This is a genomic window from Sphingobacteriales bacterium, from assembly GCA_016711285.1.
GTDB lineage: Bacteria > Bacteroidota > Bacteroidia > Chitinophagales > UBA2359 > JADJTG01.
Genome location: JADJTG010000016.1, coordinates 38757 through 62955 on the forward strand (window position 1 = coordinate 38757; position 24199 = coordinate 62955).

25 protein-coding genes are annotated in these 24199 nt (G+C 40.0%); 9 read left to right on the forward strand and 16 right to left on the reverse strand.

Translation table 11 applies throughout. The features are described 5' to 3' along the window. Positions 1 to 13: 13 nt before the first annotated feature. Positions 14 to 3223, reverse strand: a complete 3210-nt coding sequence (locus IPL35_15410; GenBank protein MBK8444700.1) for a UvrD-helicase domain-containing protein — start codon at positions 3221 to 3223, stop codon at positions 14 to 16. A gap of 402 nt (positions 3224 to 3625) precedes the next feature. On the opposite strand from IPL35_15410, the gene IPL35_15415 reads away from it, so the two are divergent. The 5 genes from IPL35_15415 to IPL35_15435 all read left to right on the forward strand — a co-directional run bounded on the left by IPL35_15415 (position 3626) and on the right by IPL35_15435 (position 6419). After that, complete coding sequence (locus tag IPL35_15415; protein MBK8444701.1) at positions 3626 to 3979, forward strand: hypothetical protein; 354 nt, start codon at positions 3626 to 3628, stop codon at positions 3977 to 3979. Positions 3980 to 4019: 40 nt separating this feature from the next. Continuing rightward, positions 4020 to 4502, forward strand: coding sequence for a hypothetical protein (locus IPL35_15420; GenBank protein MBK8444702.1), 483 nt, complete (start codon positions 4020 to 4022; stop codon positions 4500 to 4502). 290 nt (positions 4503 to 4792) lie between these two features. Continuing rightward, entirely contained in the window at positions 4793 to 5194 is a 402-nt protein-coding gene (locus tag IPL35_15425) for a hypothetical protein (GenBank protein ID MBK8444703.1), read from the forward strand. Between the two features lie 225 nt (positions 5195 to 5419). Further along, positions 5420 to 5962, forward strand: coding sequence for a hypothetical protein (locus IPL35_15430; protein MBK8444704.1), 543 nt, complete (start codon positions 5420 to 5422; stop codon positions 5960 to 5962). Between the two features lie 4 nt (positions 5963 to 5966). Beyond that, positions 5967 to 6419: a hypothetical protein gene (locus IPL35_15435; protein ID MBK8444705.1), complete on the forward strand. Its 453-nt coding sequence runs from the start codon at positions 5967 to 5969 to the stop codon at positions 6417 to 6419. Positions 6420 to 6723: 304 nt separating this feature from the next. Here IPL35_15435 and IPL35_15440 read toward each other — a convergent pair whose 3' ends face one another. The 12 genes from IPL35_15440 to IPL35_15495 form a co-directional block, all read right to left on the reverse strand. Then, a complete protein-coding gene (locus tag IPL35_15440) occupies positions 6724 to 7551 on the reverse strand; it encodes a universal stress protein (GenBank protein ID MBK8444706.1) in 828 nt (275 codons plus the stop codon). Positions 7552 to 7776: 225 nt separating this feature from the next. Then, the gene (locus tag IPL35_15445; GenBank protein MBK8444707.1) at positions 7777 to 8487 is read right to left on the reverse strand and encodes an RluA family pseudouridine synthase; all 711 of its coding nucleotides are present in this window, start codon (positions 8485 to 8487) and stop codon (positions 7777 to 7779) included. 445 nt (positions 8488 to 8932) lie between these two features. Further along, on the reverse strand, positions 8933 to 9676 hold the full coding sequence (locus IPL35_15450; protein MBK8444708.1) for a class I SAM-dependent methyltransferase: 744 nt from the start codon (positions 9674 to 9676) through the stop codon (positions 8933 to 8935). Between the two features lie 148 nt (positions 9677 to 9824). Then, positions 9825 to 10265, reverse strand: coding sequence for a VOC family protein (locus IPL35_15455; protein MBK8444709.1), 441 nt, complete (start codon positions 10263 to 10265; stop codon positions 9825 to 9827). A 14-nt stretch (positions 10266 to 10279) separates the two neighbouring features. Further along, on the reverse strand, positions 10280 to 10651 hold the full coding sequence (locus IPL35_15460; GenBank protein ID MBK8444710.1) for a VOC family protein: 372 nt from the start codon (positions 10649 to 10651) through the stop codon (positions 10280 to 10282). Positions 10652 to 10654: 3 nt separating this feature from the next. Next, complete coding sequence (locus tag IPL35_15465; protein ID MBK8444711.1) at positions 10655 to 11197, reverse strand: SRPBCC family protein; 543 nt, start codon at positions 11195 to 11197, stop codon at positions 10655 to 10657. 143 nt (positions 11198 to 11340) lie between these two features. Beyond that, on the reverse strand, positions 11341 to 11985 hold the full coding sequence (locus tag IPL35_15470) for an NAD-dependent epimerase/dehydratase family protein (GenBank protein ID MBK8444712.1): 645 nt from the start codon (positions 11983 to 11985) through the stop codon (positions 11341 to 11343). 84 nt (positions 11986 to 12069) lie between these two features. Then, positions 12070 to 12498, reverse strand: coding sequence for a DUF1801 domain-containing protein (locus IPL35_15475; GenBank protein ID MBK8444713.1), 429 nt, complete (start codon positions 12496 to 12498; stop codon positions 12070 to 12072). A 165-nt stretch (positions 12499 to 12663) separates the two neighbouring features. Then, complete coding sequence (locus IPL35_15480) at positions 12664 to 13419, reverse strand: hypothetical protein (protein MBK8444714.1); 756 nt, start codon at positions 13417 to 13419, stop codon at positions 12664 to 12666. Positions 13420 to 13942: 523 nt separating this feature from the next. Beyond that, positions 13943 to 14446, reverse strand: coding sequence for a YeeE/YedE family protein (locus tag IPL35_15485; GenBank protein MBK8444715.1), 504 nt, complete (start codon positions 14444 to 14446; stop codon positions 13943 to 13945). A 164-nt stretch (positions 14447 to 14610) separates the two neighbouring features. Further along, positions 14611 to 15036 (reverse strand): BrxA/BrxB family bacilliredoxin, encoded by a 426-nt coding sequence (locus tag IPL35_15490; protein MBK8444716.1) that lies wholly within the window; start codon positions 15034 to 15036, stop codon positions 14611 to 14613. Between the two features lie 62 nt (positions 15037 to 15098). Beyond that, entirely contained in the window at positions 15099 to 16529 is a 1431-nt protein-coding gene (locus IPL35_15495) for a hypothetical protein (protein MBK8444717.1), read from the reverse strand. Between the two features lie 208 nt (positions 16530 to 16737). Between IPL35_15495 and IPL35_15500 the strand changes: the two genes are divergently transcribed. The 4 genes from IPL35_15500 (at position 16738) to IPL35_15515 (ending at position 20315) form a co-directional block, all read left to right on the forward strand. Next, positions 16738 to 17151 carry a hypothetical protein gene (locus IPL35_15500; protein ID MBK8444718.1) on the forward strand — a complete coding sequence of 138 codons (414 nt, stop codon included), beginning with the start codon at positions 16738 to 16740 and terminating at the stop codon, positions 17149 to 17151. 173 nt (positions 17152 to 17324) lie between these two features. After that, positions 17325 to 18692 carry a hypothetical protein gene (locus IPL35_15505; GenBank protein MBK8444719.1) on the forward strand — a complete coding sequence of 456 codons (1368 nt, stop codon included), beginning with the start codon at positions 17325 to 17327 and terminating at the stop codon, positions 18690 to 18692. A gap of 70 nt (positions 18693 to 18762) precedes the next feature. Beyond that, positions 18763 to 19806, forward strand: coding sequence for a class III poly(R)-hydroxyalkanoic acid synthase subunit PhaC (phaC, locus tag IPL35_15510; protein ID MBK8444720.1), 1044 nt, complete (start codon positions 18763 to 18765; stop codon positions 19804 to 19806). A gap of 194 nt (positions 19807 to 20000) precedes the next feature. Continuing rightward, positions 20001 to 20315: a DUF3467 domain-containing protein gene (locus IPL35_15515; protein ID MBK8444721.1), complete on the forward strand. Its 315-nt coding sequence runs from the start codon at positions 20001 to 20003 to the stop codon at positions 20313 to 20315. Between the two features lie 83 nt (positions 20316 to 20398). Here the strand turns inward: IPL35_15515 and IPL35_15520 are convergent, their stop codons facing one another. The 3 genes from IPL35_15520 to IPL35_15530 all read right to left on the reverse strand — a co-directional run bounded on the left by IPL35_15520 (position 20399) and on the right by IPL35_15530 (position 23940). Further along, positions 20399 to 21175, reverse strand: coding sequence for a succinate dehydrogenase/fumarate reductase iron-sulfur subunit (locus IPL35_15520; GenBank protein ID MBK8444722.1), 777 nt, complete (start codon positions 21173 to 21175; stop codon positions 20399 to 20401). Positions 21176 to 21268: 93 nt separating this feature from the next. Further along, positions 21269 to 23185 (reverse strand): fumarate reductase/succinate dehydrogenase flavoprotein subunit, encoded by a 1917-nt coding sequence (locus tag IPL35_15525; GenBank protein MBK8444723.1) that lies wholly within the window; start codon positions 23183 to 23185, stop codon positions 21269 to 21271. A gap of 68 nt (positions 23186 to 23253) precedes the next feature. Beyond that, on the reverse strand, positions 23254 to 23940 hold the full coding sequence (locus tag IPL35_15530) for a succinate dehydrogenase cytochrome b subunit (GenBank protein MBK8444724.1): 687 nt from the start codon (positions 23938 to 23940) through the stop codon (positions 23254 to 23256). Positions 23941 to 24199 lie beyond the last annotated feature (259 nt).

Sequence of the window (24199 nt, forward strand, 5' to 3'; positions counted from 1 at the left end):
TGATGCGCCTCGCTCACCCGATTCCCACCGACAACATTTCGCCGCTTTCGGTGTAGATGATATAGGCAGCCTGCACCGAATAACCCATCGTTTTGAGCCAACGGGCATAGCGGCGGATATGGCGGCGATGTCGTTCGGATTGCTCCTGCTGCTGATAATCAATCAAAATGGCTTCGTGCTCTTTGAACAAAACGCGGTCAGGACGATAGGCTTTTCCTTTTACCATCAAAGTGCGCCCCGACAAAGCCTGCCATTCGCCCGAAAATAAATGTTGCAACTGCTCATTACCAAACATATTGCGCAGTTGTTGTGCAATAGCAGTGCGGCGTTCCTGACTCAGCAAGCCCGCATCTTGCTCGGTACGCAGCACCCACTCCAACTCCGAATAATGCTGTAATTGTTTCAAAATCTGGTGCGTTTGCAAACCCTGCCCAATGCGCTCGCCGCGCTCATCGCCCAATAGCTGCAAATAATCGGCTACATCTTCGCGCAAAGAAAGCGGACGCTCGGCGGTGTAAACAGTGCCATCTTGGAGTACTATTTCGTTGGCGGCTGTATCGGCGGTGTTTGCAAGGGCTTTCGGCTGAAAACTACCTATTTTCAACACTTGCAGCATCGGGTCGTAGTGTGGCGAAGCTCCATATTTTTGCTGTACGGCTTGCTGTGCCAACATACCGAAATTAGTGATGTTTTCGTTGATTTTCAGCAGTTGTTTTTTAAAAGTAAAAAACACATACAAGCGATCGATGGGGCGCGTGAGTGCCACATACGCCACATTAAAACGCTCCATCAAATGCCCGCTGCGCTCCTCGTGGTAGGCTTTTTTGAAATGAGTATTTTCAAGGTTTTTGGTGTATTTAACAGGCAAAATATCAAAACTTTCCCAATCGGCATCGGCGGGCGGCTGCACCCACAGGAGTTTGCCGCTTTTGGGCGAAAAAGGAATATTGGCATAAGGAAAAATAACGATGGGGGCTTCCAAGCCTTTGGCTTTGTGGACGGTCATAATGCGCACCGCCTCCATTTTGGAGGGCGTAAGTACCGAAAGGCGGTTTTCCTGCTCGCCGTACCACTTCAAAAAATCGCCCAACTGCATTTTGCTCTCCTGCGTTTTGGTAAGTGCCAACTCCGACAACTGCAATAAATAAGGGTCGTTGAGTGCATCAAAACCCAAATAATGATACAACTGTGTGATACATTCAAACAAATTTTTGCTATACAGGCTGTCAAAATGCTGCACCAAAGCGGACGGCAGCCATTGTGCGAAAAGTTGGCGGTCGGTGGCGGCATCGCTGAAGAGGAGTTGTGGCTCGGAAACGGGTAATTGTTGTATTTCGCGCCACTGCCACAGCAAAGCGGTATAGGCAAGTGCATCATCACGGCGGTGGAGGTAGCGCAACAGATTGACCACACATTTTACATACACCGAATTATCCAATAGCATAGAATTGCCGGAAATAAAAGGGATATGCTGCTGCACCAACACAGGAGCAACGAGCAGGGCTTGAAAATTGGTGTCCACCAAAATCAGAATATCGGAATAGTTGTAGCCGTCTGCCATTGCCTGCTGAATGGCTGCAAGGAGGTGCGTGGTGGCGGGGTCGTTGGCGATGCGCTCGCTGTCGTCTGCATCACTGCTGCCGCCCTTGTCGGAAAGTTCTTTGGCGGGGCTGTTGTCCTGCGTCAGAAAGCGCATTTCTACATAACCACCTTCGCCGTCTTTTTTGGCAGGTTTTTGTGCTAAGTTTTTATAGGCTTTTTCCAATAAAGATTGTATTTCGGGCTGTTCTTGCTCTTGCGCTATCAAAATATCCAAAGCAGCCGAAAAAAAGTCGTTGTTGAAATGCACAATATCGTGGCGGGTGCGGTAGTTTTCGGCGAGTTGCACCTGCTTTGGTTGAAAATGTTTTAAATCTTCATAAATTTTATTGAGCAGCAGGTGCATATTGCCACCGCGCCAGCGATAAATGGATTGTTTTACATCGCCCACCATCAGGGCTAAGTTATCTTCGGAGAGTACGTTTTTGATGAGTGGCAAGAGGTTTTTCCATTGCACATCGGAAGTATCCTGAAACTCATCAATGAGGATATGTTTAAAATAGCTGCCCATTTTATCCATCACAAAAGGCGCGTCGTTGTCGTTGATAACAGAGCGCAGCAAAAATCCGGTGTCGGAAATCAGGAGGAGGTTGTTTTCATCGCGGTAGTGTTTGAGGTTTTCGTTGAGAATACCGAGCAAGCCATAAGTATAAATATTGTACAATACTTCGGCATTGGAATAATAGGCACGATGATGCTCCTGATAATAGCGGTAAGCATTTTGAGCAATACTATCCAACTGCTCCTCTATCGCCAATATATCCTGAAGGCGTTTGGCGGTTTTGGCATACCATTTTTTTTCGCCATTGATAATGTCAATAAAAGTTTGGTTGGGCGGATATTTTTTTTGCGGAATATTGCTCTCGAACCAATTAAAACTATGATTAAGGAGGTCTTTGGGGCTTAAATTTTGCTGTTGTAGCAGCGTTTTGGCTTCTTGTGCATAGTTGAGCAAAGTTTGTTCAAAATGGGCATTGGCGACTTTGGTATTTTTTATCCAGTGTTTGAGTTCTTCGAGCGTCAAGCCGCCCTCCATCAAAAATTTAAAAAAATCTTCTGTAAACAGTTGCGTGCCCATGGTGCTGATGGCTCCGTCTATGTGCCAGCCTTTGCTTTCCTGCATGCGGTCGAGTACAAAGTTTTCCAACCAATCCAAAACGGCGGTATTTTGCTGCAAATCTTCGTACATTTTTTTGATGCCCGCTTGCAGTGCGTCCAACTGCTCAATATCCAATCGATAGTTGAGGGGCAACTGAAATTCGGCGGCAAAACTATGAATAAGACGGCTGAAAAAGCTATCAATGGTGCATACTTCAAAGCGGGAGTAGTCGTGGAGCAAGCGAGCGAGGGCTTCGCGGGCGTGGCGGCGCACCTGCGCTGCGGGCATTTGCAAAGCCTCCGCAATGGCTTGTTCCATATCGCTGCTCGGCGTGTCGGGGGCTGCCATCGTGCGCAGCTCTCTGATGATGCGCTCTTTCATCTCTTCGGTGGCTTTGTTGGTGAAGGTGATGGCGAGCACATGGCGGTAGTCGGAGGGGTTGTTGATGACGATTTTGAGGTATTCCTTCACCAAGGCGAAGGTTTTTCCGGAGCCGGCAGAGGCTTGATATACAAAAGCGGGCATAGCGCAAGCAAAAAGATGAGAAAAGATGGTTTACAGCGGCAAAATAAGTGTTTTTTTTTAACAAAAAATTTGCTGTCAATAATTTTCAGGCAGCTTTTGGAGTTTTATGAATAAAAACAATTTTCGCAATAAAAAATAACCGTTAGATTTATACAGCATTTATTGAAAATCTGTGTTCAATAAGTGCCTTTTATGGCTCTTTTTGCCAAATATTGCCTAATTTTTTAAAAATTAAGATGATACAATGTAGCGAAATGCTTAAATATATTCCTGCAATTTTGCACCTTGCCGCCATACTTTTGGGCGTTTATATTATTACTGCGGTGCTTGCTTTGATGTATAAAGCAAAATACCCTTGCGAACACTACTTTGAGTTTATAACAACTGATACTTCTCAAAACAATGATGATTTCAGGCTTATTATTGCTGGGCAGGAGACTATTATTTTTTCCTGCGAAGATAGATACAACTCATCTTTGCAATAATCCTATATTAGATACGCTGTTGATGCGTTTTATCAATAAAAATTTCAAAGATAAAATGTTGAGCTTTCAGCAAAAGACACAGATAGAACATATAGATGTGTTTTTATGCACTCAAAATTTTAATATTACCAATACCAAGTTTATCCTTGATGGCGAATGCATTTCATTTATGCAAAAAAATTATGTTGCCGCAACTTACAACTTAGCTTATAACAATAAGCATCTTACTATAAAAAATAAAAATACAAACAAAATAAAATGTAATCCTTAGATGGTATATGAATTTTTTAAAAGTATTGACTTATATAACAGTGGCAGGGTTTGTAGCCTATATAATAATATTTTGTATAGTAATAGTTGGTTTTTCTTTACAGGATTGTGAAGTAGCTGTAAGAGAAATTTATCATAAACCACACAACAGTGATGTCATTAACTTAAAAGTTCTTTATCCTGCCTTTCCCGATACAACCTACTCAACACAATATTATGTATTTCCTCAATATATAGACACCTCCGCAATAGAAGACGTATTAAATTATCCCAAAATGGATACAGCTATCATCTTACTATTACGTTCGCACAGGAGTTTTCATGTGAATACTGTATGGGTTTCGTTGAGTGATTTTAATACCAATACCAAAAAGACCGCTTGTATAGAATCGGTTATCAAAAAAAAGTGCCTGTTTTCCTATTCTGTTTATTATGAGAACGGCTATCCGCACATAGAGAAAAAAGAATATGTGCCCGAATCTATTAAATTAATTATGTTACGCAAGCATACAAGAAAAAATTAAAAAATATTATTCCCTTTCGGAAGAATGATTTTACTTTTTGATAACGATTGATTTTATATATTATAAGATATTTTTGCTGATATTCAAGGGCTAAATCAAAAAAATACTGAGCTGCTGCTATCGTATAATTTTATAAAATATAATCAAAAAAGAAATAAAATGTAATCCTTAACAAGTTGAACACGGTTATCCCCTAAAAAATGATAATAATACTGTATATAATCTTCATTAGTTTATTGATATATCTATTGCTTTATGCTTTATTTTATTTAATTGTAGCTATTAGCCTTATGTCGTATAATGGCAATGCAGATTGTGAAAAATATTATAAAGAAATCATCTTTGATACAAGAAAACTTAATGATTCTACCATTGATTTAAAAATATTATATCACAACGATAACGACTATTATATTTACCCTATTTATCCTCCCGAACAATTACACCTGCACCGAGCAGCATTGGATACAACTTTAGTTGAATTTATGAATACAACCCAAAACCCGAATATTAAAAATGTATTTTTGTGTAAAAAAAACTTTTCACCTTTTCACGGTACTTATGAAAGTCAGTGTATGTATTATTTGGGGCGTAAATATTGCAGCACAGGATATGAAGTATCTTATAAAAATGATTGTTATAGCATTGTAAAAAAACGCAATTGTCCGGTAATCAACTACGATATAGAATAATATATTGAAAAGATTTATGAAATATACAGTACAGATATTAACATACAAATAAAGACGATTTATTTTTTTAATGGAAAAGAGAAGGGCTACAGAATACCTCAACTTTGCAAATGTCCCTGAATTTGTTTACCCCCCTAAACAAACTACTACACTGCCCAATTTTTTAAAAAAAAATGGTAGTTTTTTTCAAGTCGTGCAGTTTTATCACAAAACAACCCTTCATTTATGAACAAATCCTCTCTTTTTTTTATACTCGGTGCTTTATTGGTTTTTGTGTCAGCAGGTGCGATTCTAATATTTTTTTCCATACGGACATTCAACTTTGATGCTAAATACCCTTGTGTCGGCTATTTTAAAGAGATGCCTTTTCCTCAGCCCGATTTTACCCAACCTATACAATTAAATCTAATATTAAATGGACAGGCTAAATACTTTTTCCCCTTAAATGCAGATACGAACCAATTGTGTAATAATTCCGCTATTGATGACCTCGTAATAGCATATAGTAATAAATATATGATGAATGATTATTTTGATAAATTAGAAATGAATAGCAGACCCATATCCAATGAACTAATCATGTTGTATGTAAATATTTGTACCAAACCAATAGAAATACTAAACAGTGATGTAATGCTAAATTCCTGCACGGATACGATAGATAAGTATTATGTAGCAGCTTACTATACTTTGGGCTATACGCAGGAAAAGGATTTTTTTATTAAAGAAAAAACAAGCAATCCTTTAAAATGCAAAAAAACTTACTAAAAGCATGAAATACGTCCTTTTTTTTATAGAAATTGTAGAAATTGTAGTCCTGCCTTTGTTTTTTTTGTTGGCATTTAGGTTTATGTTCTCTATTATTTCCAAAGCAAACAAAAAAAGAGGAGCTGTTTTTTATATGTTTTGGGGGGCTATATCTTGTATTGTTATCATAATAGCTACTTTTATAATAAGTGGCTTATTTCAAATGTTGAATTATGAGCTTTTCAAACAGGCACAACAAAAACCTGCCTCGTATAAGAAAGAAATCCCCTATTCTGCACCCGACTTTAGTTTACCTTTCTGTTTAGAGCCTGTTGCCCCCCAATGCAATTATTTATTGGCATATAATATAGACACCGCCACTTTTTGTAAAAACGAAAAATTAGACAGTGCCATCATTGTTTACAGCAATGAGCATTTTAAAGATGACTACAACCGCAAAAAGATTTGGCAGATTTAAAGTTTACGAGCCTTTTTATTTGCTCCACTCCCCTGACTATTGACGAAACAGTTAAATGCAAAAACAGCGTAAAAGAAGAGGAGGTGCTGATTCGTTATATTTTGGGTTATGAAAAAAAAGAAGGTTTTTTTATAAAAAAGAAAATAACAAACCCCTTCAAGTGTGGTGATAGGTAAGCAGTATTTGTACGGAAAATAATTTATCCACCTTATTGCGCTGAGACGATACCTCTTTTGGGTATTAAAAAAAAACCTCACCGACACTCCGAAAATGTCGGTGAGGTTTTATCATATCGCCACTTCCGCTATGCCTCGTGCAATACAAAAATCGGTTTGATGGCTTTGAGTGCCATAGATTTGGTGACGCTTTTGCGCACAAACAAACGGTATAAAAAGCTGTGATGATGCGTAATAGAGCACAACACATCTATATTGTCGGTTTCTACAAAATTATTAATAGCCTGCGCCACGTTGGAGTCGTGGGTATAGTGAAACTGATAAGAAAGATGATGATGAATGGCATCTTTTATTTTGCCTTCTATCTTTTTATTCACTTTTTCTTCATCGCGTATTACATGCAATACTTCCAGCGTATCAGTGCGGTGGGCTTCCAAAAATTCTTTCAATGCCTTTTTATTATTATCTTGTAAAATAGTATCAAAATCGGCGGAGAGGCATATTTTAGATTTTTCTTTAAAACGTGCAAGAGGCGGAACCAAAAGTGTGGGTACTTTTACGGCAGCTATGAGTTGGGCGGCATTGCTACCCAAAATACCTGCTATACCCGAAGCACCCATCGTTCCCATCACTACTATATCTGTTTTATAGTTTTCTACATAGCGTTCAATACTGTTCGGCATAAAGCCCACCTCACAAGTTCCATTGATTTGTACATCTTGATAGGCTTCCATTTTTTTGTATTTCCGTATCCAACGGTTCATAGTTTCTTTTTTAACACCGATATAATTTCCCACAAAATAGGTACTGTACAAACTGCTATCAACATCTTCGGTAGGATAAATAAGATTGATAGCATTGACGACAGCACCGTTGCGTTTTGCCAGTTCCAAAGCATAGAGCATAGCATTGCCCGCACATTTTGAAAAATCCGTAAGTACTAAAATAGATTTCATAGAAAAAAACAATATTTATAGTTAAAAAAATCAATACATAAAATATTGAAAAACAATACAAATATACCGACACGCAAAATACAAATTATTCGTGCAGCATGTAAAGTTTCAATTGAATGCAGGAATCATAATTGCTTTCCAATTATTATGTAAAATTACCATAAAAAGGGCAAAAAAGCAAATTTATCTATGTTAAGTTTTTGCTAACAACAGATGGGAGTTTGGTTATGCCAAACGGCGCATAATTTCGTTCCAGATGGGGTCGTCGGGCGGCGGTGCTGCTATATCTATGGGTTCTTTTTTGATAGGGTGGATAAATTGTAGGCGGCGGGCGTGCAGGTGTATGCTGCGCCCGTCTGCATTGGGGCGGCGCGCACCGTATTTTACATCGCCTTTGATGCTGCACCCTATCGTGGATAGTTGTACGCGGATTTGGTGGTGTCTGCCGGTTTTGGGTTTTACTTCCAGCAAATAGTAATTATCCAAACGCAAAAGGGTGCTGTACGAGAGTTCGCAGCGTTTGGTGAGGGGGCGTTCTTCTTTGTATGCCCTTGAAATATTGGTAGCGGTATTTTTGATGAGCCAGTGCACGAGTTCGGCTTCGGGCTGCGGGGGGGCATTGCGCACCACCGCCCAATAGGTTTTTTCTATTTCGCGCCGCCGGAACATCTCCGTGAGGCGGTCGAGGGCTTTGCTCGTTTTGGCGTACATCAGCAGCCCCGACACCGGACGGTCGATGCGGTGCACAATCCCCAAAAAAGCATTGCCCGCTTTTTGGTGTTTATCCACCAAATATTTTTTCAAAATATCCACCAATGCCATATCACGGCTTTGGTCGCGTTGGGTGGGCACGCCGGCGGGTTTGTTCACAATAAGGATATGGTTATCCTCGTATAAAACAGGTGGTACTTGTTGAATAATATCCGGATAATTCATAAAGGTAAATTTTCAATTCTATTATTTTGTATTTTTCATTGCAATTATCTATTCAGATACTCCCCTCTCCACAATAAAATATATACTACTTTATTATAGACAGATGGTAGCGTTAGGTACAAACAACTTCTTTATTATCTGCGCATTCCTATTCTCCCCCAATTTATCACATACTTTCAGACAAAGTTCTGATAATTTATTGTTTTATTGATGATTTTTTTAAAAAAAATGGAAAAGCACAGGATTTGCCGCCCAAATTTACAGCAGCAAAAAAATTATCCCGACAGCAATTAAGTCTTTGCACCAAGATTTTCGGAATGGGCAAAAGGGCGAGGATTTTTAGCATAAAAGTTCAATAAAAAAAACAGGCTTTGAATCTTGAAAGAAAATACCCAATCAAAGCCCATTCATCTCCGTTTTTGGCAAATATCTGCCTTTTTTTGTGTCATTTAGTCGTTATTCGTCCTATTCGTAAAAGCAAAGGAAAATAAATTTCTTTTGTGTGTTTGTTTCCCCAAAGTTGTTCAATATCTTTTTGCAATTTTTCTATTGGATTGAAGTTGTTTTGTTTGATAAAATGTTTTACAGCCGACCAAGTGTTCAAATAACCAATTAAATGCTCCAATGTCCAATGTTGTGTGTTTATAAAATTTGGTGTTCGGATTTCATCAAACGGAAACGGAATAGTAGTGTAATTCTCGTCAATATATTTTCGTTCTTTGTCCCAATACGCCCCAATTACATTAGTATAAAAGTCAGTAATTACCTTATCAATTTGTTCAGAAATTTTTACACGACTATAGCCGACAACACAAAGTAAAGCGTTGTTTTTTGCTGTCCGACTCACTTCTGCGTAAAATTTGTCAAAGTCAAACCAATGAATAGCTTGTGCAACAACGATTAAGTCAAATTGTCCCTTGTCAAAATCTGTTTTTTCGGCAGGTTGAACGGAATATAAGATGTTGTCGGCTCGTAAAGCATTGTTTATTTGGGATTGGCTGATGTCTGTTGCAAAAACATTATCAAATGTTTTCGCTAATTCAGCAGCAACTTGTCCGTTTCCTGTTCCGCAGTCCCAAGCGTTTTGTTTATTTGGAATAATTGAGTTCAGGTAAGCAAAAAAGTCGCTTGGATATACCGGACGATATTTTGCGTATTTGTCTGATTGTGTGGAAAAGTTATCTTTCATACTTTCGTTGTCTTTACGCACTTATTCGTAAGGTTGTCCATAAACAAAATTACATACGCAGTTGTGCGTATGTAATTTTGTATTTCTTTCTCAATTTTTTTTTAAAACCAAACGCTAAACACCACTCCGCTATATATAACTATTTTTTCTACGCTGTTGGTTCTTCGTCAAAATTCACCATCCAGTTGATACCAAATTTATCAGTAAACATTCCAAAATAAGCTCCCCAAAAGGTGCTGTTCAAGGGCATAGTCACTTGTCCGCCTGCTGAAAGCGCATTGAAAAGTTTATCGGCTTCTGCCTTGCTTTCCGCATTGATAGAGATAGAGAAATTGTTGCCTTCCTTATGATTTGGAGTCCATTCTCCGCCGATGTCGCTACCCATCAGGCAAGTTTCTTTACTGATGGGTAATACCACGTGCATAATTTTTTTTGCATCTTCTTCAGAGAGCGGCTTGCTGTTTTCACCTTGCGGCATTTCGCCAAAAGTACCCATATAGGGATATTCTCCGCCAAATACGGATTTGTAAAAATCGAATGCTGCTCTACAATTTCCGTTGAATGTCAAGTAAACGTTTACGGTAGCCATACTTAATATTTTTTTTATCTATGTTGGTCTATTAAAATATTATTTCCATCGGGGTCGGTGAGGGTTATGTATTCCGCACCTTCTGTAGTTGGGTCTGCTTCTCTGGTTAAAGCTATTCCATTATTTTTTAAGGTTTCTTGAATTTTCCTTACATCGTCAAACTCATCAAGGTTTTGAGCATTGCCGTCCCAGCCCGGATTAAAGGTTATAATATTGCCTTCAAACATACCCTGAAACAAACCGATGACGGCGTTTTCGTTTTTTAAAACCACCCAGTTTTGGTCTATGTTTCCTCCTTTGTAAGTAAAACCTAATTTTTCATAAAATGCTTTAGATGTATGTATGTCTTTTACGGCAAGACTGATAGAAAACGCTCCGAGTCTCATGATTTAATTTTTTTCTAAAATTGTTTTTAAATTATTTAATCCTGTTTCCAAATCGCTGCCTATTTCCTTATCCATATTCAAAAATAAACCCATCAGGTTCATAGGATAAGGAAATGCGCCTTTGAATCCCCATTTCACTTTTGTTTGATTATTTTCTGCATCTTCGGTAATCATATAAGCGTCATCTTGCGCCTCAAAAGGTGCTTTGAAACGTAGTTTTGTGTCTATTCTTTCTCCTTCCGTGATTTTCAGAATTTCTTGTTCGCCAACGCCCACATTTTCGTTTTTACTTTCCCAAGCCGAAATAAAGCCGACCGTTCCATCTGTTCCTGTGTAGGTCTTTTTCATATTCGGATCTATTTTGTTCCATTTGCTGTAATTGTCTTGGTTTTTAAGAAATTTAATATATTCAAAAACTTCTGCTTTGGGTGCATTGATGACAATTTCCTTTTCTACGGCATAATCTTTCTTCACGAACAAAGCAACAATTAATGGAATCGCAATAATGATTGCTAATGCGATTAAAATCTTTTTTAAAATTCTCATATTTTCTTTAGTTTAAATATATTCACAAAATTATAAAATTTTGTTGTTTGTTTCGCTCTCTTTTGGAAAAGCAACGCTCAAGCGTTTTCAACTTTGTGCAGGTGGGATATTAAAAAAAACGCTTGCTTTCATTAAATACGCTTTTATTTAGCCAATACTTTAATGTCATTTACTTCCAAAATTTTTGTTGGATAGCCTTTTGACACAGCGTTAATCATTGCTCGCCCTACTTGTGTAAGTGATAATGTATTTGCGGAGAAAAATGGAGCTAATAAAGTACCGATTATTCTGTAAATGGTTTTTACATTTTTTTGTCCTTTGGTTGCCTTCATTATAGCTGGTCTGAAATTGTATTGCCCCTTGAATGGCAGTCTCATTAGTGCGTTTTCTGTTTTGCCTTTTACTCTTGCCCACATCACTTTTCCTTTTTCGGTGCTGTCGGTTCTACTTCCTGACACATAAATGAACGTCATTTCTGGATTTATTTGTGACAACTTTGTGGCAAAGGGAACTACAAAATCGTATGTTTTTTTTGTAAAACTTTCTTCGTTTTCACCCACCGAACTTACGCCGGCACAAAAGAAACAAACATCGTACTGTTTTAATATTTCGGAATGTTTGTTGATTTCAGAAAAATCTTCCAAAATTAATTCTTCCACTTTGGTATGTTGTAAGTCGTATTTTTTTCTGCCCAAAACTAAAATTTCGGTAACAAGGGTATTGCTTAAACATTCAAACAATACGCCTTCGCCTACCATTCCTGTTACTCCTGTGATGATTACTTTCATTGATGTTTTTTTGAAAATTATTATGTGAGGTTACGAATTATTATCGCATACACGTTGTTAGTGGTTCGTTTTTTTCGGTTGCCATCAGCCACTTGTCCTTTTAAGTCCGTCCTGTATTGCTTCTTTAAGTATGTCAATGTTTATATCCTCTAAAGTTTTGAACTTAATGCAATAACCCGTTACGCTTGCCTTTCCTATTGTTTTTCCGTATGTTTCAGGTAGATATTTTTTGTCTTCAATACCCATAACATAAACCGAAATACCTGTTGTATTGCCGCTAACGCCAATCTGATAAAACTCTTTGGTTTTACCATCAGCGTACTTTATAGTTTGCACTCCATAGCCGATATTCGGATTAGTAACAATTTTTCCTTTATCGTCTTTACCATCTAAAAACCATAGTTTACTCTTGGGCATTAGTTTCAGAAGATTGTCGTGTAATGTTTGCAAATCAACACGTTTTTGTTCTGAGTGGCTGTTTATATATTCCGCAATTTCTTCTTGGATATTCATATATATATATATATATATATCGGCGGGTTACGGCTTTGCGTTCAGTCGGAAAATTGAAGTACAAACGTTGATATTATTACTAAAGTTCAATTAAAAGCTGTAGTTGAGTCTTTGCACTTCAGTCCGCCTGATGCAAATCTTGTGTTGGAGGCTGCCTTTCTGTCATCATACGTTGATTGCTGTTGTGAATACTACTACCGTTCCAAGTTCTTCTAAAAAGTCTTTTAATTCTTTAATTTTCGGATTGATTGTCGATTTACTTACAATAAAAAGCAGTAAATTGTTGTTGTAGAAACGTCTTTTGTAATAAACCACTTGTCCGATAATTCGTTGCATATCAGTCGCACTCAAGTTGTCTGCAATTTTAAGTTCAATTCCAACTTGTCCATTACCCACATCAATGTCGGTTTTGAGTGCAAGAAAACCACCAACACTATATTGTCTGTGAACATGTTCTTTGCCAAAAATGTCGGCAAGCTGTCCTGTTACCAATTTCTCAAAGTCAGTTTCTGATGTAAGTCGTCTTTTAGGGATTATTAAATTCTCTAAAACGATTTGAACTGTCTGCAATGAAATAGGAATTACTTTATCGTTGTCTAACTTATCAAGGTCTGATAACGAAGTCCTGCTATAATCAATACCACCTAAGTCGCTGTCAAAGATTTTTCGCAAATCTGAATGTAAAGTCAGTTTTACATTTTTATTTGTCCTATTATTTTTTACACTTTTAGCGGCAGAAGTTAAGTACCTAATAATTAGCTCAATCTTTTGCCTGTAAAAATCGCTGTCTGTTAGATGTCTCTTTTTGTACAAGCTATCAACCGTTGAAATTAATTCTAACACTTCAGTCTCCGTTATAAAGTCTTTATCAACTAAGGTCAGAAATTCACTAATAATTGTCTTTTGTATCCTGTTAGTCATAATTCGCGCTGTCGTTGTTTATGCTTGCCGCTAACTACTACACCCGCACAATATTGCACACATAATCTAATACCTACAAATATACGCAATTAGCTAACATATCTACAATACTAATTTTATTTTTTCTCATTTTTTTTTGAATGGTGATATTTTATCAAAACATTCGGTGAGGACAAAAGAGGTAGCAGTTTTTGATAGGGATAATATAAAAAAACCGTAACAAAAAATGATCTTGTACGGTTTATTTTACATAAAAATGTGCAGCTCTATTCCAACCGAAAAATGCCAAAGAGCTATTTAGATTGGAGGAGAGGAATTAAAGGCAAATGGGGGAGTAATTTTTATTATTCAGCAATTTTCCCGAGTCTCAGCATTTAGCTTTCAAGAAATTGCTGAATTTTACAAAAAAAACATTGGCAAATAGAATCCTTTTTTAGATTTTATTAAGCAAGAATTGAGTTTTTAAACATTATTTTTATCAGAAGCAGTTTTAACATCACTTAAAAAAAGTTCTGAAAGTAATTTAATGCGGGAGTTTTTCGCGGAAATAGCCGTAGAGCCAAGTTCCGGCGATGGCACTGAGCAGCGTAACCACAATTACCGTAGCTCCACTGCCGATTTGGGCAAACAAAGGTCCCGGACAAGCTCCTGTAATAGCCCAGCCGATGCCGAACATCAAACCGCCAAAAATTTGTCCTTTGTTAAAAGCTTTAGGGTGAAATTCTATCGTTTCGCCATTCAAAGTGCGTACATTAAAACGCTTTATCAGCCACACCGATACCATACCCACCAACACAGCACTGCCGATAACACCATACATGTGAAACGATTGCAAACGAAACATCTCTTGAATACGATACCAACTGATAATTTCCGCTTTTACGAATATGATGCCAAAAGCAATGCCTACAAGCGTATATTTCAGTTGTTTGTACCAAGCCGTATTTTGTTGTTGGCTCTCGTTTACACAGATACTGTCCTGTCTTCTGAGGTCGGTTTGTTGTGGTGTTTCTACGGTATTTATCATAATTTTTTTTTAAGAGCCGCAAAAATAGAAAGTGGCTTTCCGTTTTAAAGCAACAAAAGTTACATTACGGCATAGTAAAAAGATATTTTAACAAAAAGGGGTTCTGCTTGCTTGAAGCAGAACCCCTTTTGTTTTTTTAATAATATTTTTTGCTTTTTTCCATATCAACAATATTGCTCAAAAGCAGCTTTCAGATTGTCGGCTATCAATTCGGCGGGTCTGCCCTCTATTTGGTAGCGTTCGATGATATGAACCAATTTTCCGTCTTTGAACAAAGCCATAGCAGGCGAAGAAGGGGGGTACGGCAGCAAGTGTTCGCGCAAACGGTTCACGGCGGCAGTATCTACACCGGCAAAAGCAGTGATGAGATGGTCGGGGCGTTTGCCGCTGTTTTGTACGGCATGTTTGGCGGCAGGGCGGGCATTAGCAGCAGCGCAGCCGCAAATGGAATTGATAACCGCAAACACAGTACCTCCTTGCTGAAGTACAGTATCTACGGCTTCAGGGCTTTCTACTTCTTCAAAACCAAAATCAGTGAGGTCTTTTTGCGCGGAATAACATGTTCGGCAGGATACATAATCGTTGAAAATAAGTTGTTGTTGTTTATAAAAATAAAGCGCAAAGTTAATACTTCGCACATTTACAACAACAACTAAACACCCGAAGTGTTCATCAGCGCACGCGCTTTTTGAACGATATTGTTCATGTGTGGCTGCAAGGTATCTAACAAATCGTCCATTGCATAGCGTTTGTTGTTGTCTTGCAAATGTATTTTTCCATTTTCCAAAATTATTTTTTTCAAATCATCTTCCGGCAATTCACCTTCTTTATATTGCGACAACGCATAATACCACCAGATTGTGGGCAGATAATTGGCATTGTGCTGATATTTTTTTTCATATTTCATTAATTGCAGCCGATGCACCACCGTCAGCAGGCGACCATATTTGCGCTGTGCCAGAAAAGTTTCCAAATATGCCGAAAAAAACAAATGCCAGCGATGCGTAAAAATCTCCTTGCGATATACATTAAAAAACGACTCGGCAAAATTTTCGGCTTGTTTGTATTGTTTATTGTAGAGCAAACATTTTATATAAAAAGCCACAAAACCGATTTTACTGTGATAATTGGAGGTGGTTTTCATATCGGGTAGTGCCGCTTGCAACAATACAAAGGCTTCCTGATATTTGTGGCGGCGCAACAATACAGCACATAAATTATTGACATAATGCAAATATTCGGTGGTATGATATTGCAGCGACAAATAGCCGAAATACTCCGCCTGCTCCCACTCGTGGCAGCGGGCATGGTACATCAGGCGATTGCCGTAGTAGTTGATGAGCAAACGTCTGCTGTAAAAAGTGCCGCCGGCAAATATTTGGTCTAAATAGGTCAGTTTTTCGCCGAGTTGCTCAAAATTGCGGCGGTTGAAATACCAAAAAATCAGCCGTACAAATGCCAGATAACGGTTGCTGCCGTCTATGGTTTCGTCATAAAAAATATCGGTGAGGTGCTGCTCCCACGAGGGGGTATTATTTTGCTCGGCGGTGGCGGCATATTCATTTACAATATCTAAGGTAGCGCGGTGAATTTGCTCATTTACTGCCAAAGCCCGCTGATAACTCGCCGCCATACGCTCCAAAAACTGCTCCACCAACTGATATTCGGTATAGCGCATTCTGATGAGCAAATAATGGCGGTAAGTAAGTGCCAGTTCATAAAATTTGGTAAAATAAAACGTAACAGCATTGTAATTTTTAATCGCTTTGAGGAGTTGTTTTTCTTCGGCAGGTGTAATGGAGTCGGTATTGATTTGTTGCTCCAAATGGTGCATCCACGCCAATTGCACATCTACATCAATGCTGTTTAGTTTTTCTTCTATCCATTTTTTTATATTGGAATAGCGGCGTTTGTCGAGCGCAGTATCAAAAATAATATCTTTGCTGCTTTGACGCTGAAGGATTTTTTCCAGAATAGAACGATTATTCTCCTCTTTGAAATGCTGCTGCTGCCACAGATAACGTACCTCGTGTGGCAGGAGGCTATCCGAAAAACGCTTGAATTTTCGCAATTTATCTCCCATAATTTTATTTTTTATCACAGAAAAGTGCACAAGTCAGCACAAATATTATACAACATAAAACACTGATAATCAAATATATATTTTAAATAAAAGACAAATTTAACTAAAAAGTCATTATATTTATTTAAAAAAACAACTTGTATAGCCCCGCCATCTGCCGCTATCTTTGCAGTATCAAATTCAAATTTAACAAAAAAAAGACAATATCATGAAAAAAGCAGTTGAAAATAACAATACTTACGAGCAAATTGTAAACAACAATTTGGATTTATTGAAAAATGTAAGCGACAGCACTAAAATATTAGTGGAAACTTTGGGCGCAAATGAAAAATTGGTACAACAAGCTCAAAAATTAACAGTTGATTATTTCAACGCCAACAAAAATCTGTTGCAAAACGACAGCAAACACCAGCCTGCCGAATTAGTGGAAAAATGGATAGAACTCCAAAGCAAACAAGTGAGCCAAAGCGTAGATTTTTGCACCGAACTCGTTCAAGAGTTTTCTTTTGCAAAAGTACAAGAGCGCAACGCACGTTTGGGCAAATCATATTTGGAGCTTTTTAATCAAATGACCGATACTATGGTTAAAAACACAAAAGCCGTACAAAATTTGTTTGCTTAATTTTTTTTGAGGATTAGTTAATTGAATAAATATTGATTGTAATCAAATTTTAGGGTTTAGCGGCGGTTTAAACGGTTATGGATATAATTTTCCGACACCTTTAAACCGTCGCTTTTTTTATACCCGCTTTTTAATCTTCATTTATTTTTAAAAAAAAATACCTTTTTTATAATATGAGTAACAATAAAACGTGGTGGGAGCAATGGGCAGATAGTTCGTTGAAAATGATGAACAACTGGAACAATACCAACACCGAAAATAAATCCGACACACCGCAGCAATTATCGGAAGAATGGCTCAAAGCCAGCCAACAATGGCTACAACAATGGAGTGCCAACAGCGAAAAAAACGACCCGATGGCGCAAATGCCGCAACAAATGCAGGAGTGGGCAAAAATACAACAACATTTCGGCAAACGCTGGAGCGACTGGGCACAAGAGCAAAGCCGCCATTCCCAACAAACGATGGAACAATGGAATCCTGCCAAACAATGGCAACAATGGGCAGAACAAGGAGAGCGTTTTTTTCAAAATGCCCTCGCCGACAAAATTCCTGCTGCTATGAAACCCTACTACCACAGTTTTGAACAACTCCAACAACACCTCAAACAAGCGTGGAGCCGTACTGCCGACCTGCTCAAAAACGGCAACTTTGATGCCGAACAAATCAAAAACATTTTTGATACCAAAGCATTATTGCAATTTGTAAATCCGGTGATGGGTTTCAACAAAAATTTCTTCCCAAAAGAATGGCAAGAGGCTTCCGACAAAATGTTTGACAGCTTTATGAGTGCTGCCCAAAACCTTCAGCTCAAAAATAATGCGTGGCAGCCTTTCCAACAACAATGGGCACAAGGCAACACCGACCAATGGTTTTCGTTTTTGCTGCAACTCAACGACACTTTGCAGCAGCAAATGGCTCCTTTTGAAAATATGATGGCAAAAGGACGCGAAACCGAAATTTTGCGCCTACTCAACGAAGCGCGTTTTGCATACAACCGCTATGTACAGCAAAGTATGCAACTCCAAAGCCTCAGTCAGGCGGCAGCAGCCCCTGCCCTCTCCGAAACTTTGCAGGCAATGGAAAAAAGCTATCGCGCCAACAACACGATGCCCGACTTCGAAGATTTCAGCAAAACCTACATGGATACACTCGAAGAAAAACTCATTGCTCTGATGCGCACCGACCAGTACGCCGCTTTGCAGGGCAGCAGTTCAGCAGCAGCCGTGCAGGTAAAATCGCTCGTGGACAAAGCCACCGAACTGTATTTGGAAAATGTGCCGCTCGTTACGCGCTCGCAATTTGACGATGCCGCCGCAGAATTGGCAGCTTTGCGCAACAAAATCCGCCGTTTGGAAAAACGCCTCACCGCCATAGAAAATAGCCCTGCCGCCGCCGCACCCAAATCTGCTACCACAACCGCACTAATTGCCGCCGATACCAAAAAAGTGGATTTGTTTGCAGAAAAAAACGTAGATAATGACAATACGCCGCCGGCAACTACGCCCAAACGCAACACCACACCGCGCAAAAAAGCATAAATAATACAGAGAATAAGATATTTTTATTTTTTGTGCACCTATTTTTTACTCTTTTTTAAAATAAAAAATCATGAAAACAACCATAGAGCAATGGGCCGACCGCTTATCGGAAATGAGCAATGCCTTGCGCAACATACAAAGCGTGAATACTGTGGACATTGCCACTGCACCCCGCGAAATAGTGTGGAGCGATGGAAAAGTAAAACTCTACCGCTTTAAGCGCGAAGGCAAGGCAAGTGTAAAAACACCTTTGCTGATTAGCTACGCCCTCGTAAATCGCTGGGAGATGATGGACTTGCAGGAAGACCGCAGCCTTATCCGAAAACTCCTCTCCGAAGGCAGCGACATTTACTTGATAGATTGGGGCTATCCTTCTGCCATTGACCGCTACAAAACGCTGGAAACCTATATCAACGAGCACCTCAACGATGCCGTTGATTATATCCGCGAAACACACCAAACAGAAAGTGTAAATTTGTTGGGGGTGTGCCAAGGCGGTACATTTAGTGTAATGTATGCCGCTTTGTATCCCGAAAAAATAAAAAACCTCATCACCTTGGTTGCTCCCATAGACTTTGCACCCAACGAAGGTTTATTATTTAAATGGGCAAAAACAATGCCCGTAGATACCATTGTGGACGGCTTCGGCGGAGTGGTGTCGGGCGATTTTCTCAACTCCGGCTTCGATTTGCTCAAACCACTCAACAAAATGCGCAAATATCAAAATATGAACAAAGTGGTGAAAGATCAAGCTACTTTGCTCAATTTTTTGCGTATGGAAAAATGGGTTGCCGACAGTCCCGCTCAAGCCGGCGAAACCTATCGCCGCTTTATCAAAGATATGTATCAGCACAACAAGCTCATCAAAGGCGAATTGGAGCTGGACGGCAGAAAAGTAGATTTAAAAAACATCACGATGCCCCTACTCACCATTTATGCCAAAGAAGACCACATCGTGCCGCCGGTATGTACGCGCCCGCTCAACGATGCGGTAGGCTCTAAGGATAAAACGATGTACGAGTTTCCGGGTGGACACATCGGCGTATTTGTGGGCGCACGCTCCCAAAAAGAACTCGCCCCTGCCATTGTAAAATGGATGAAAGAGCGCGAATAATCGGAATAAGAAAAACATATACTTTATTGATTTTAAGAAAACAAATATATAATATTGGCATAATATCAAATAAAAGAGCAAAAAGAATTAACTTTTAAAGTTTTCTGATGAACTTATTATAGGTGGAATTTGTATTGTTTTGTACCTTATAAAATAATATTATCACTTTATTTGTATTCTATCAACCCGATTATATGTCTGACGAAAAAAAGAACCAAATAAGCATTGAATTATCTGAAAATGTAGCCGAAGGTGTTTACTCTAATTTGGCAGTTATTACACATTCTGCTACCGAGTTTGTATTAGATTTTATTCAAGTGCTGCCCGGTATGCCCAAAGCAAAAGTGCGCTCTCGTATTTTGCTCACACCCATACACGCCAAGCGTTTGCTGCGAGCTTTGGAAGATAACATTTCCAAATTTGAAAATGCGCAAGGTGAAATCACCGACTCCGGCGGCGGGCATATTCCGCCGATGAACTTTGGCGGTGGACCTCCTACACAAGCATAAAAACGAAAACATACAAAAAACCTATCAGTTTTTGCCGACTGATAGGTTTTTTATTTTTTGTTAAAAAAATTAAACTACTTTTTTTATCCGCCTTCTTCGGCAACTGCTGTTTCTTGCTGTATTACTAAGCTGGCACGCAAATAGTCTTTATTCATCAGAGCTATATTGGCAACCGAAATACCTTTCGGACATTCGGCTTCGCAAGCACCGATATTGGTGCAGCCGCCAAAACCCTCATTGTCCATTTGATTGACCATGCTAAGTACGCGGCGATAGCGTTCCGGCTCACCTTGTGGCAAGAGAGCCAAATGTGCTACTTTGGCAGATGTAAACAATGCCGCTGCCGCATTGGGACAAGCTGCCACACAAGCCCCGCAACCGATGCAAGCCGCCGAATCAAAAGCAGCATCAGCGTTGCGTTTTTCAATCGGAATACAGTTGGCATCTACGGCATTACCTGTATTTATCGACACAAAACCGCCCGCCTGCTGTATGCGGTCAAAGGCACTTCTGTCCACGACCAAATCCCTCACCACCGGAAAAGAACCGGCGCGAAACGGCTCAATATAGATGGTGTCGCCATCTTTGAAGGCTCGCATGTGCAATTGGCAGGTGGTGGTGCGCTCCCAGGGTCCGTGCGGGCGACCGTTGATAACCATACTGCACATACCGCAAATTCCTTCGCGACAATCGTGGTCAAAAGCAACAGGGTCGTCTCCTTTTTTGATGAGTTGCTGATTGAGTACGTCCATCATCTCCAAAAACGACATATCACTCTCCACATGGTCAATTTGATAATCCACTATTTTTCCGGCATCTTGCGCATTGCGCTGCCGCCATATTTTTAGATTGAGTTTCATTGATTGATGTTTTATTTTTTAATTGAAAAAAGTGTGAATTGCTGCCGAAAAAAATAACTGCAAATCCTCTTTATTCTATTGTGATTGATGATACTACTTATAACTTCTCGTTGTTGGTTTCACTACTTCGTATTTCAATTCTTCTTTGTGCAGCACCGGTGTTGAAACATTACTGTTGTGTTCCCAAACCGATACATACATATATTCGTCATCGCGGCGTTGGGCTTCGCCGTCGCTTTGGTATTCGCTGCGAAAATGTCCGCCGCAGCTTTCATTGCGATTGAGTGCATCTAATGCCATCAATTCACCCAACTCCAAAAAGTCGGCAACACGGGCAGCTTTTTCCAATTCTACATTCAGTTCTTCGGCTTTACCGGGTATGCGCACATTTTTCCAAAAGTCGCCGCGTATCTGCTGAATTTCGCTCACCGCCTGTTTCAAACCTGCTTCGTTGCGTGCCATACCTACTTTATCCCACATCACTTTTCCGAGTTCGCGGTGGTATTCATCTACGGTCATATTTCCATTGATACCCAACAAACGACTCAAATCATTGCGCACTTTATTTTCGGCTTCCACAAAAGCGGGGTGGTCGGTAGAAATGGGTTTGGTGGCGATTTCTTTGGATAAATATGCGCCGATGGTATAAGGCAATATAAAATAACCGTCTGCCAAACCTTGCATCAATGCCGAAGCACCCAAACGATTGGCTCCGTGGTCGGAGAAATTACATTCGCCGGTGGCATACAAGCCGGGTACGGTGGTACTCAGTTCATAATCTACCCACAAGCCGCCCATCGTGTAGTGTACGGCGGGATAAATGCGCATGGGTGTTTTGTAAGGGTCTTCATCGGTGATGCGCTGATACATTTCAAATAAATTACCGTAGCGTGCTTCCACTGCTCCTTTGCCGTCCCGTTCAATGGCACTTTTGAAATCCAAATAAACTGCCATTTTGGTTTTTCCCACGCCTCTTCCTTCATCGCATACATATTTGGCAGCCCTTGAAGCCACATCGCGCGGCACCAAGTTTCCGAAAGCCGGATAAATGCGCTCCAAATAATAATCGCGGTCTTCTTCTTTGATGTCTGCCGGATTTTTATCACAATCTTCTTTGCGTTTGGGCACCCACACGCGCCCGTCGTTGCGCAAAGACTCCGACATCAGCGTGAGTTTGGACTGGTGGTCGCCACTCACCGGAATACAAGTGGGGTGAATTTGTGTGAAGCAGGGGTTTCCGAAAAAAGCACCTTGTTTGTAGCATTTCCAGGCGGCGGTAACATTGCTGCCCATTGCGTTGGTAGAAAGATAAAACACATTGCCATAGCCGCCGGTAGCCAATACTACAGCGTGTCCGAAATGACGTTCCAAAGCACCTGTGATGAGATTTCGGGCGATAATGCCGCGGGCTTTGCCGTCAATTTTCACCAACTCCAGCATTTCGTGGCGGTTGAACATTTCCACATTGCCTAGTGCAATCTGGCGATTGAGCGCGCTGTATGCGCCGAGCAATAGCTGCTGTCCGGTTTGTCCGCGTGCGTAGAAAGTACGGCGTACCTGCACCCCTCCGAAAGAGCGATTGGCGAGTAAGCCGCCGTATTCGCGGGCGAAGGGCACACCTTGTGCTACGCACTGGTCAATGATGGCGGCACTTACTTCGGCGAGGCGATGCACATTGGCTTCGCGGGCGCGGTAGTCGCCGCCTTTGATGGTGTCGTAAAAAAGACGATAGGTGCTGTCGCCGTCATTTTGGTAGTTTTTGGCGGCGTTGATACCACCCTGTGCGGCGATGGAGTGAGCGCGGCGGGGGCTGTCTTGAAAACAGAATGCTTTGACACGATAACCCAACTCGGCTAAGGTGGCGGCGGCAGAGGCTCCGGCAAGACCAGTGCCTATAATGATGATTTCTATTTTGCGTTTGTTGTGTGGTGCTACCAAAGATACGGTAGATTTATACATTTTCCATTTATCGGCTAATGCACCGGCAGGAATTTTTGCATCTAAGGACATATCGGGAGTTGATTTTTTTTAATTCACAATAATAATAAAAAGAAAAAAAGAACATATCTGCGATTTTTTTAACCGCCGTTCATAGATAGCCACAACATATAAAGCGGCTGTATAGCAAAACCCAAAGGAATACCGATGGAATATAGCAAACCGATGCTTTGTATGATAGGGGTGTATTTATTGTGCATCAAACCCAAAGTGCGGAAAGCACTCTGAAAACCGTGCATCAGGTGATACGACAAAGCTATGAGCGACAATAAATAAAAAGCTACATACCACCATTGCGAAAAAGCAACTTTTACGATTTGATACAAATCTTTATTGCCCCATTGGTCAGTAGGAAGATGGCCGAATTTGTATTCAAACCAAAAACTTTTCATGTGAACTACCAAGAAAAAGAAAATCAAAGCACCCAAGAGTGCCATACTGCGCGATGCCCACGAAGTATTGGAGCGACCCGGCGCACCGGCGGCATAGCGCAGAGGGCGCGACTGGCGGTTGCGATATGCCAAATACAGCCCGTCGAAGGCGTGCAACAGGAAAAAAAGATAAGTGCCCCACGAAGCAATTTTGATAATGGGCGAAGAAGTCATAAGATGCGCATAAGCATTAAAAGACTGCCCACCATCGGGAATGAGCAACTGAAAATTGCCCGCCATGTGTATTACCAAAAACAGGCATAGAAATAAGCCCGTAATTGCCATAATCACTTTTTTGCCGATGGAAGAGGTGAAAAAAGAACGAATCCAACTCATATTATTATACTTGTTTTAGAATGTTTTTATGTTTTTGGAAATACGCCGCCAACACCTCATTCGTTCTTTATCTGTCCGTTCCTATTTTGCGCAAACAGCAAATGCAGGTATCGGCGTTATAAAGTGCTAAGGTAGGTAAAAAAGTACAATTTTTATAATTTAATCGTATCAAAGTTGCTCCTAATATTTTTTTTGGTTTTATTGGATGCCGTCTTTTTTTTCATATTCCTTATTTATAAACAATATCACTATATTTTTA

Coding starts and splice junctions, on each gene's coding strand:
- IPL35_15425 (MBK8444703.1), top strand. CDS start 4,793: ATGTCGTATAATGGCAATGCAGATTGTGAAAAATATTATAAAGAAATC.
- IPL35_15520 (MBK8444722.1), bottom strand. CDS start 21,175: ATGAAACTCAATCTAAAAATATGGCGGCAGCGCAATGCGCAAGATGCC.
- IPL35_15455 (MBK8444709.1), bottom strand. CDS start 10,265: ATGGCTACCGTAAACGTTTACTTGACATTCAACGGAAATTGTAGAGCA.
- IPL35_15470 (MBK8444712.1), bottom strand. CDS start 11,985: ATGAAAGTAATCATCACAGGAGTAACAGGAATGGTAGGCGAAGGCGTA.
- IPL35_15530 (MBK8444724.1), bottom strand. CDS start 23,940: ATGAGTTGGATTCGTTCTTTTTTCACCTCTTCCATCGGCAAAAAAGTG.
- IPL35_15475 (MBK8444713.1), bottom strand. CDS start 12,498: ATGAATATCCAAGAAGAAATTGCGGAATATATAAACAGCCACTCAGAA.
- IPL35_15460 (MBK8444710.1), bottom strand. CDS start 10,651: ATGAGACTCGGAGCGTTTTCTATCAGTCTTGCCGTAAAAGACATACAT.
- IPL35_15485 (MBK8444715.1), bottom strand. CDS start 14,446: ATGATAAATACCGTAGAAACACCACAACAAACCGACCTCAGAAGACAG.
- IPL35_15445 (MBK8444707.1), bottom strand. CDS start 8,487: ATGAATTATCCGGATATTATTCAACAAGTACCACCTGTTTTATACGAG.
- IPL35_15440 (MBK8444706.1), bottom strand. CDS start 7,551: ATGAAATCTATTTTAGTACTTACGGATTTTTCAAAATGTGCGGGCAAT.
- IPL35_15495 (MBK8444717.1), bottom strand. CDS start 16,529: ATGGGAGATAAATTGCGAAAATTCAAGCGTTTTTCGGATAGCCTCCTG.
- IPL35_15430 (MBK8444704.1), top strand. CDS start 5,420: ATGAACAAATCCTCTCTTTTTTTTATACTCGGTGCTTTATTGGTTTTT.
- IPL35_15465 (MBK8444711.1), bottom strand. CDS start 11,197: ATGAGAATTTTAAAAAAGATTTTAATCGCATTAGCAATCATTATTGCG.
- IPL35_15480 (MBK8444714.1), bottom strand. CDS start 13,419: ATGACTAACAGGATACAAAAGACAATTATTAGTGAATTTCTGACCTTA.
- IPL35_15415 (MBK8444701.1), top strand. CDS start 3,626: ATGATGATTTCAGGCTTATTATTGCTGGGCAGGAGACTATTATTTTTT.
- IPL35_15450 (MBK8444708.1), bottom strand. CDS start 9,676: ATGAAAGATAACTTTTCCACACAATCAGACAAATACGCAAAATATCGT.
- IPL35_15410 (MBK8444700.1), bottom strand. CDS start 3,223: ATGCCCGCTTTTGTATATCAAGCCTCTGCCGGCTCCGGAAAAACCTTC.
- IPL35_15500 (MBK8444718.1), top strand. CDS start 16,738: ATGAAAAAAGCAGTTGAAAATAACAATACTTACGAGCAAATTGTAAAC.
- IPL35_15435 (MBK8444705.1), top strand. CDS start 5,967: ATGAAATACGTCCTTTTTTTTATAGAAATTGTAGAAATTGTAGTCCTG.
- phaC (MBK8444720.1), top strand. CDS start 18,763: ATGAAAACAACCATAGAGCAATGGGCCGACCGCTTATCGGAAATGAGC.
- IPL35_15525 (MBK8444723.1), bottom strand. CDS start 23,185: ATGTCCTTAGATGCAAAAATTCCTGCCGGTGCATTAGCCGATAAATGG.
- IPL35_15505 (MBK8444719.1), top strand. CDS start 17,325: ATGAGTAACAATAAAACGTGGTGGGAGCAATGGGCAGATAGTTCGTTG.
- IPL35_15515 (MBK8444721.1), top strand. CDS start 20,001: ATGTCTGACGAAAAAAAGAACCAAATAAGCATTGAATTATCTGAAAAT.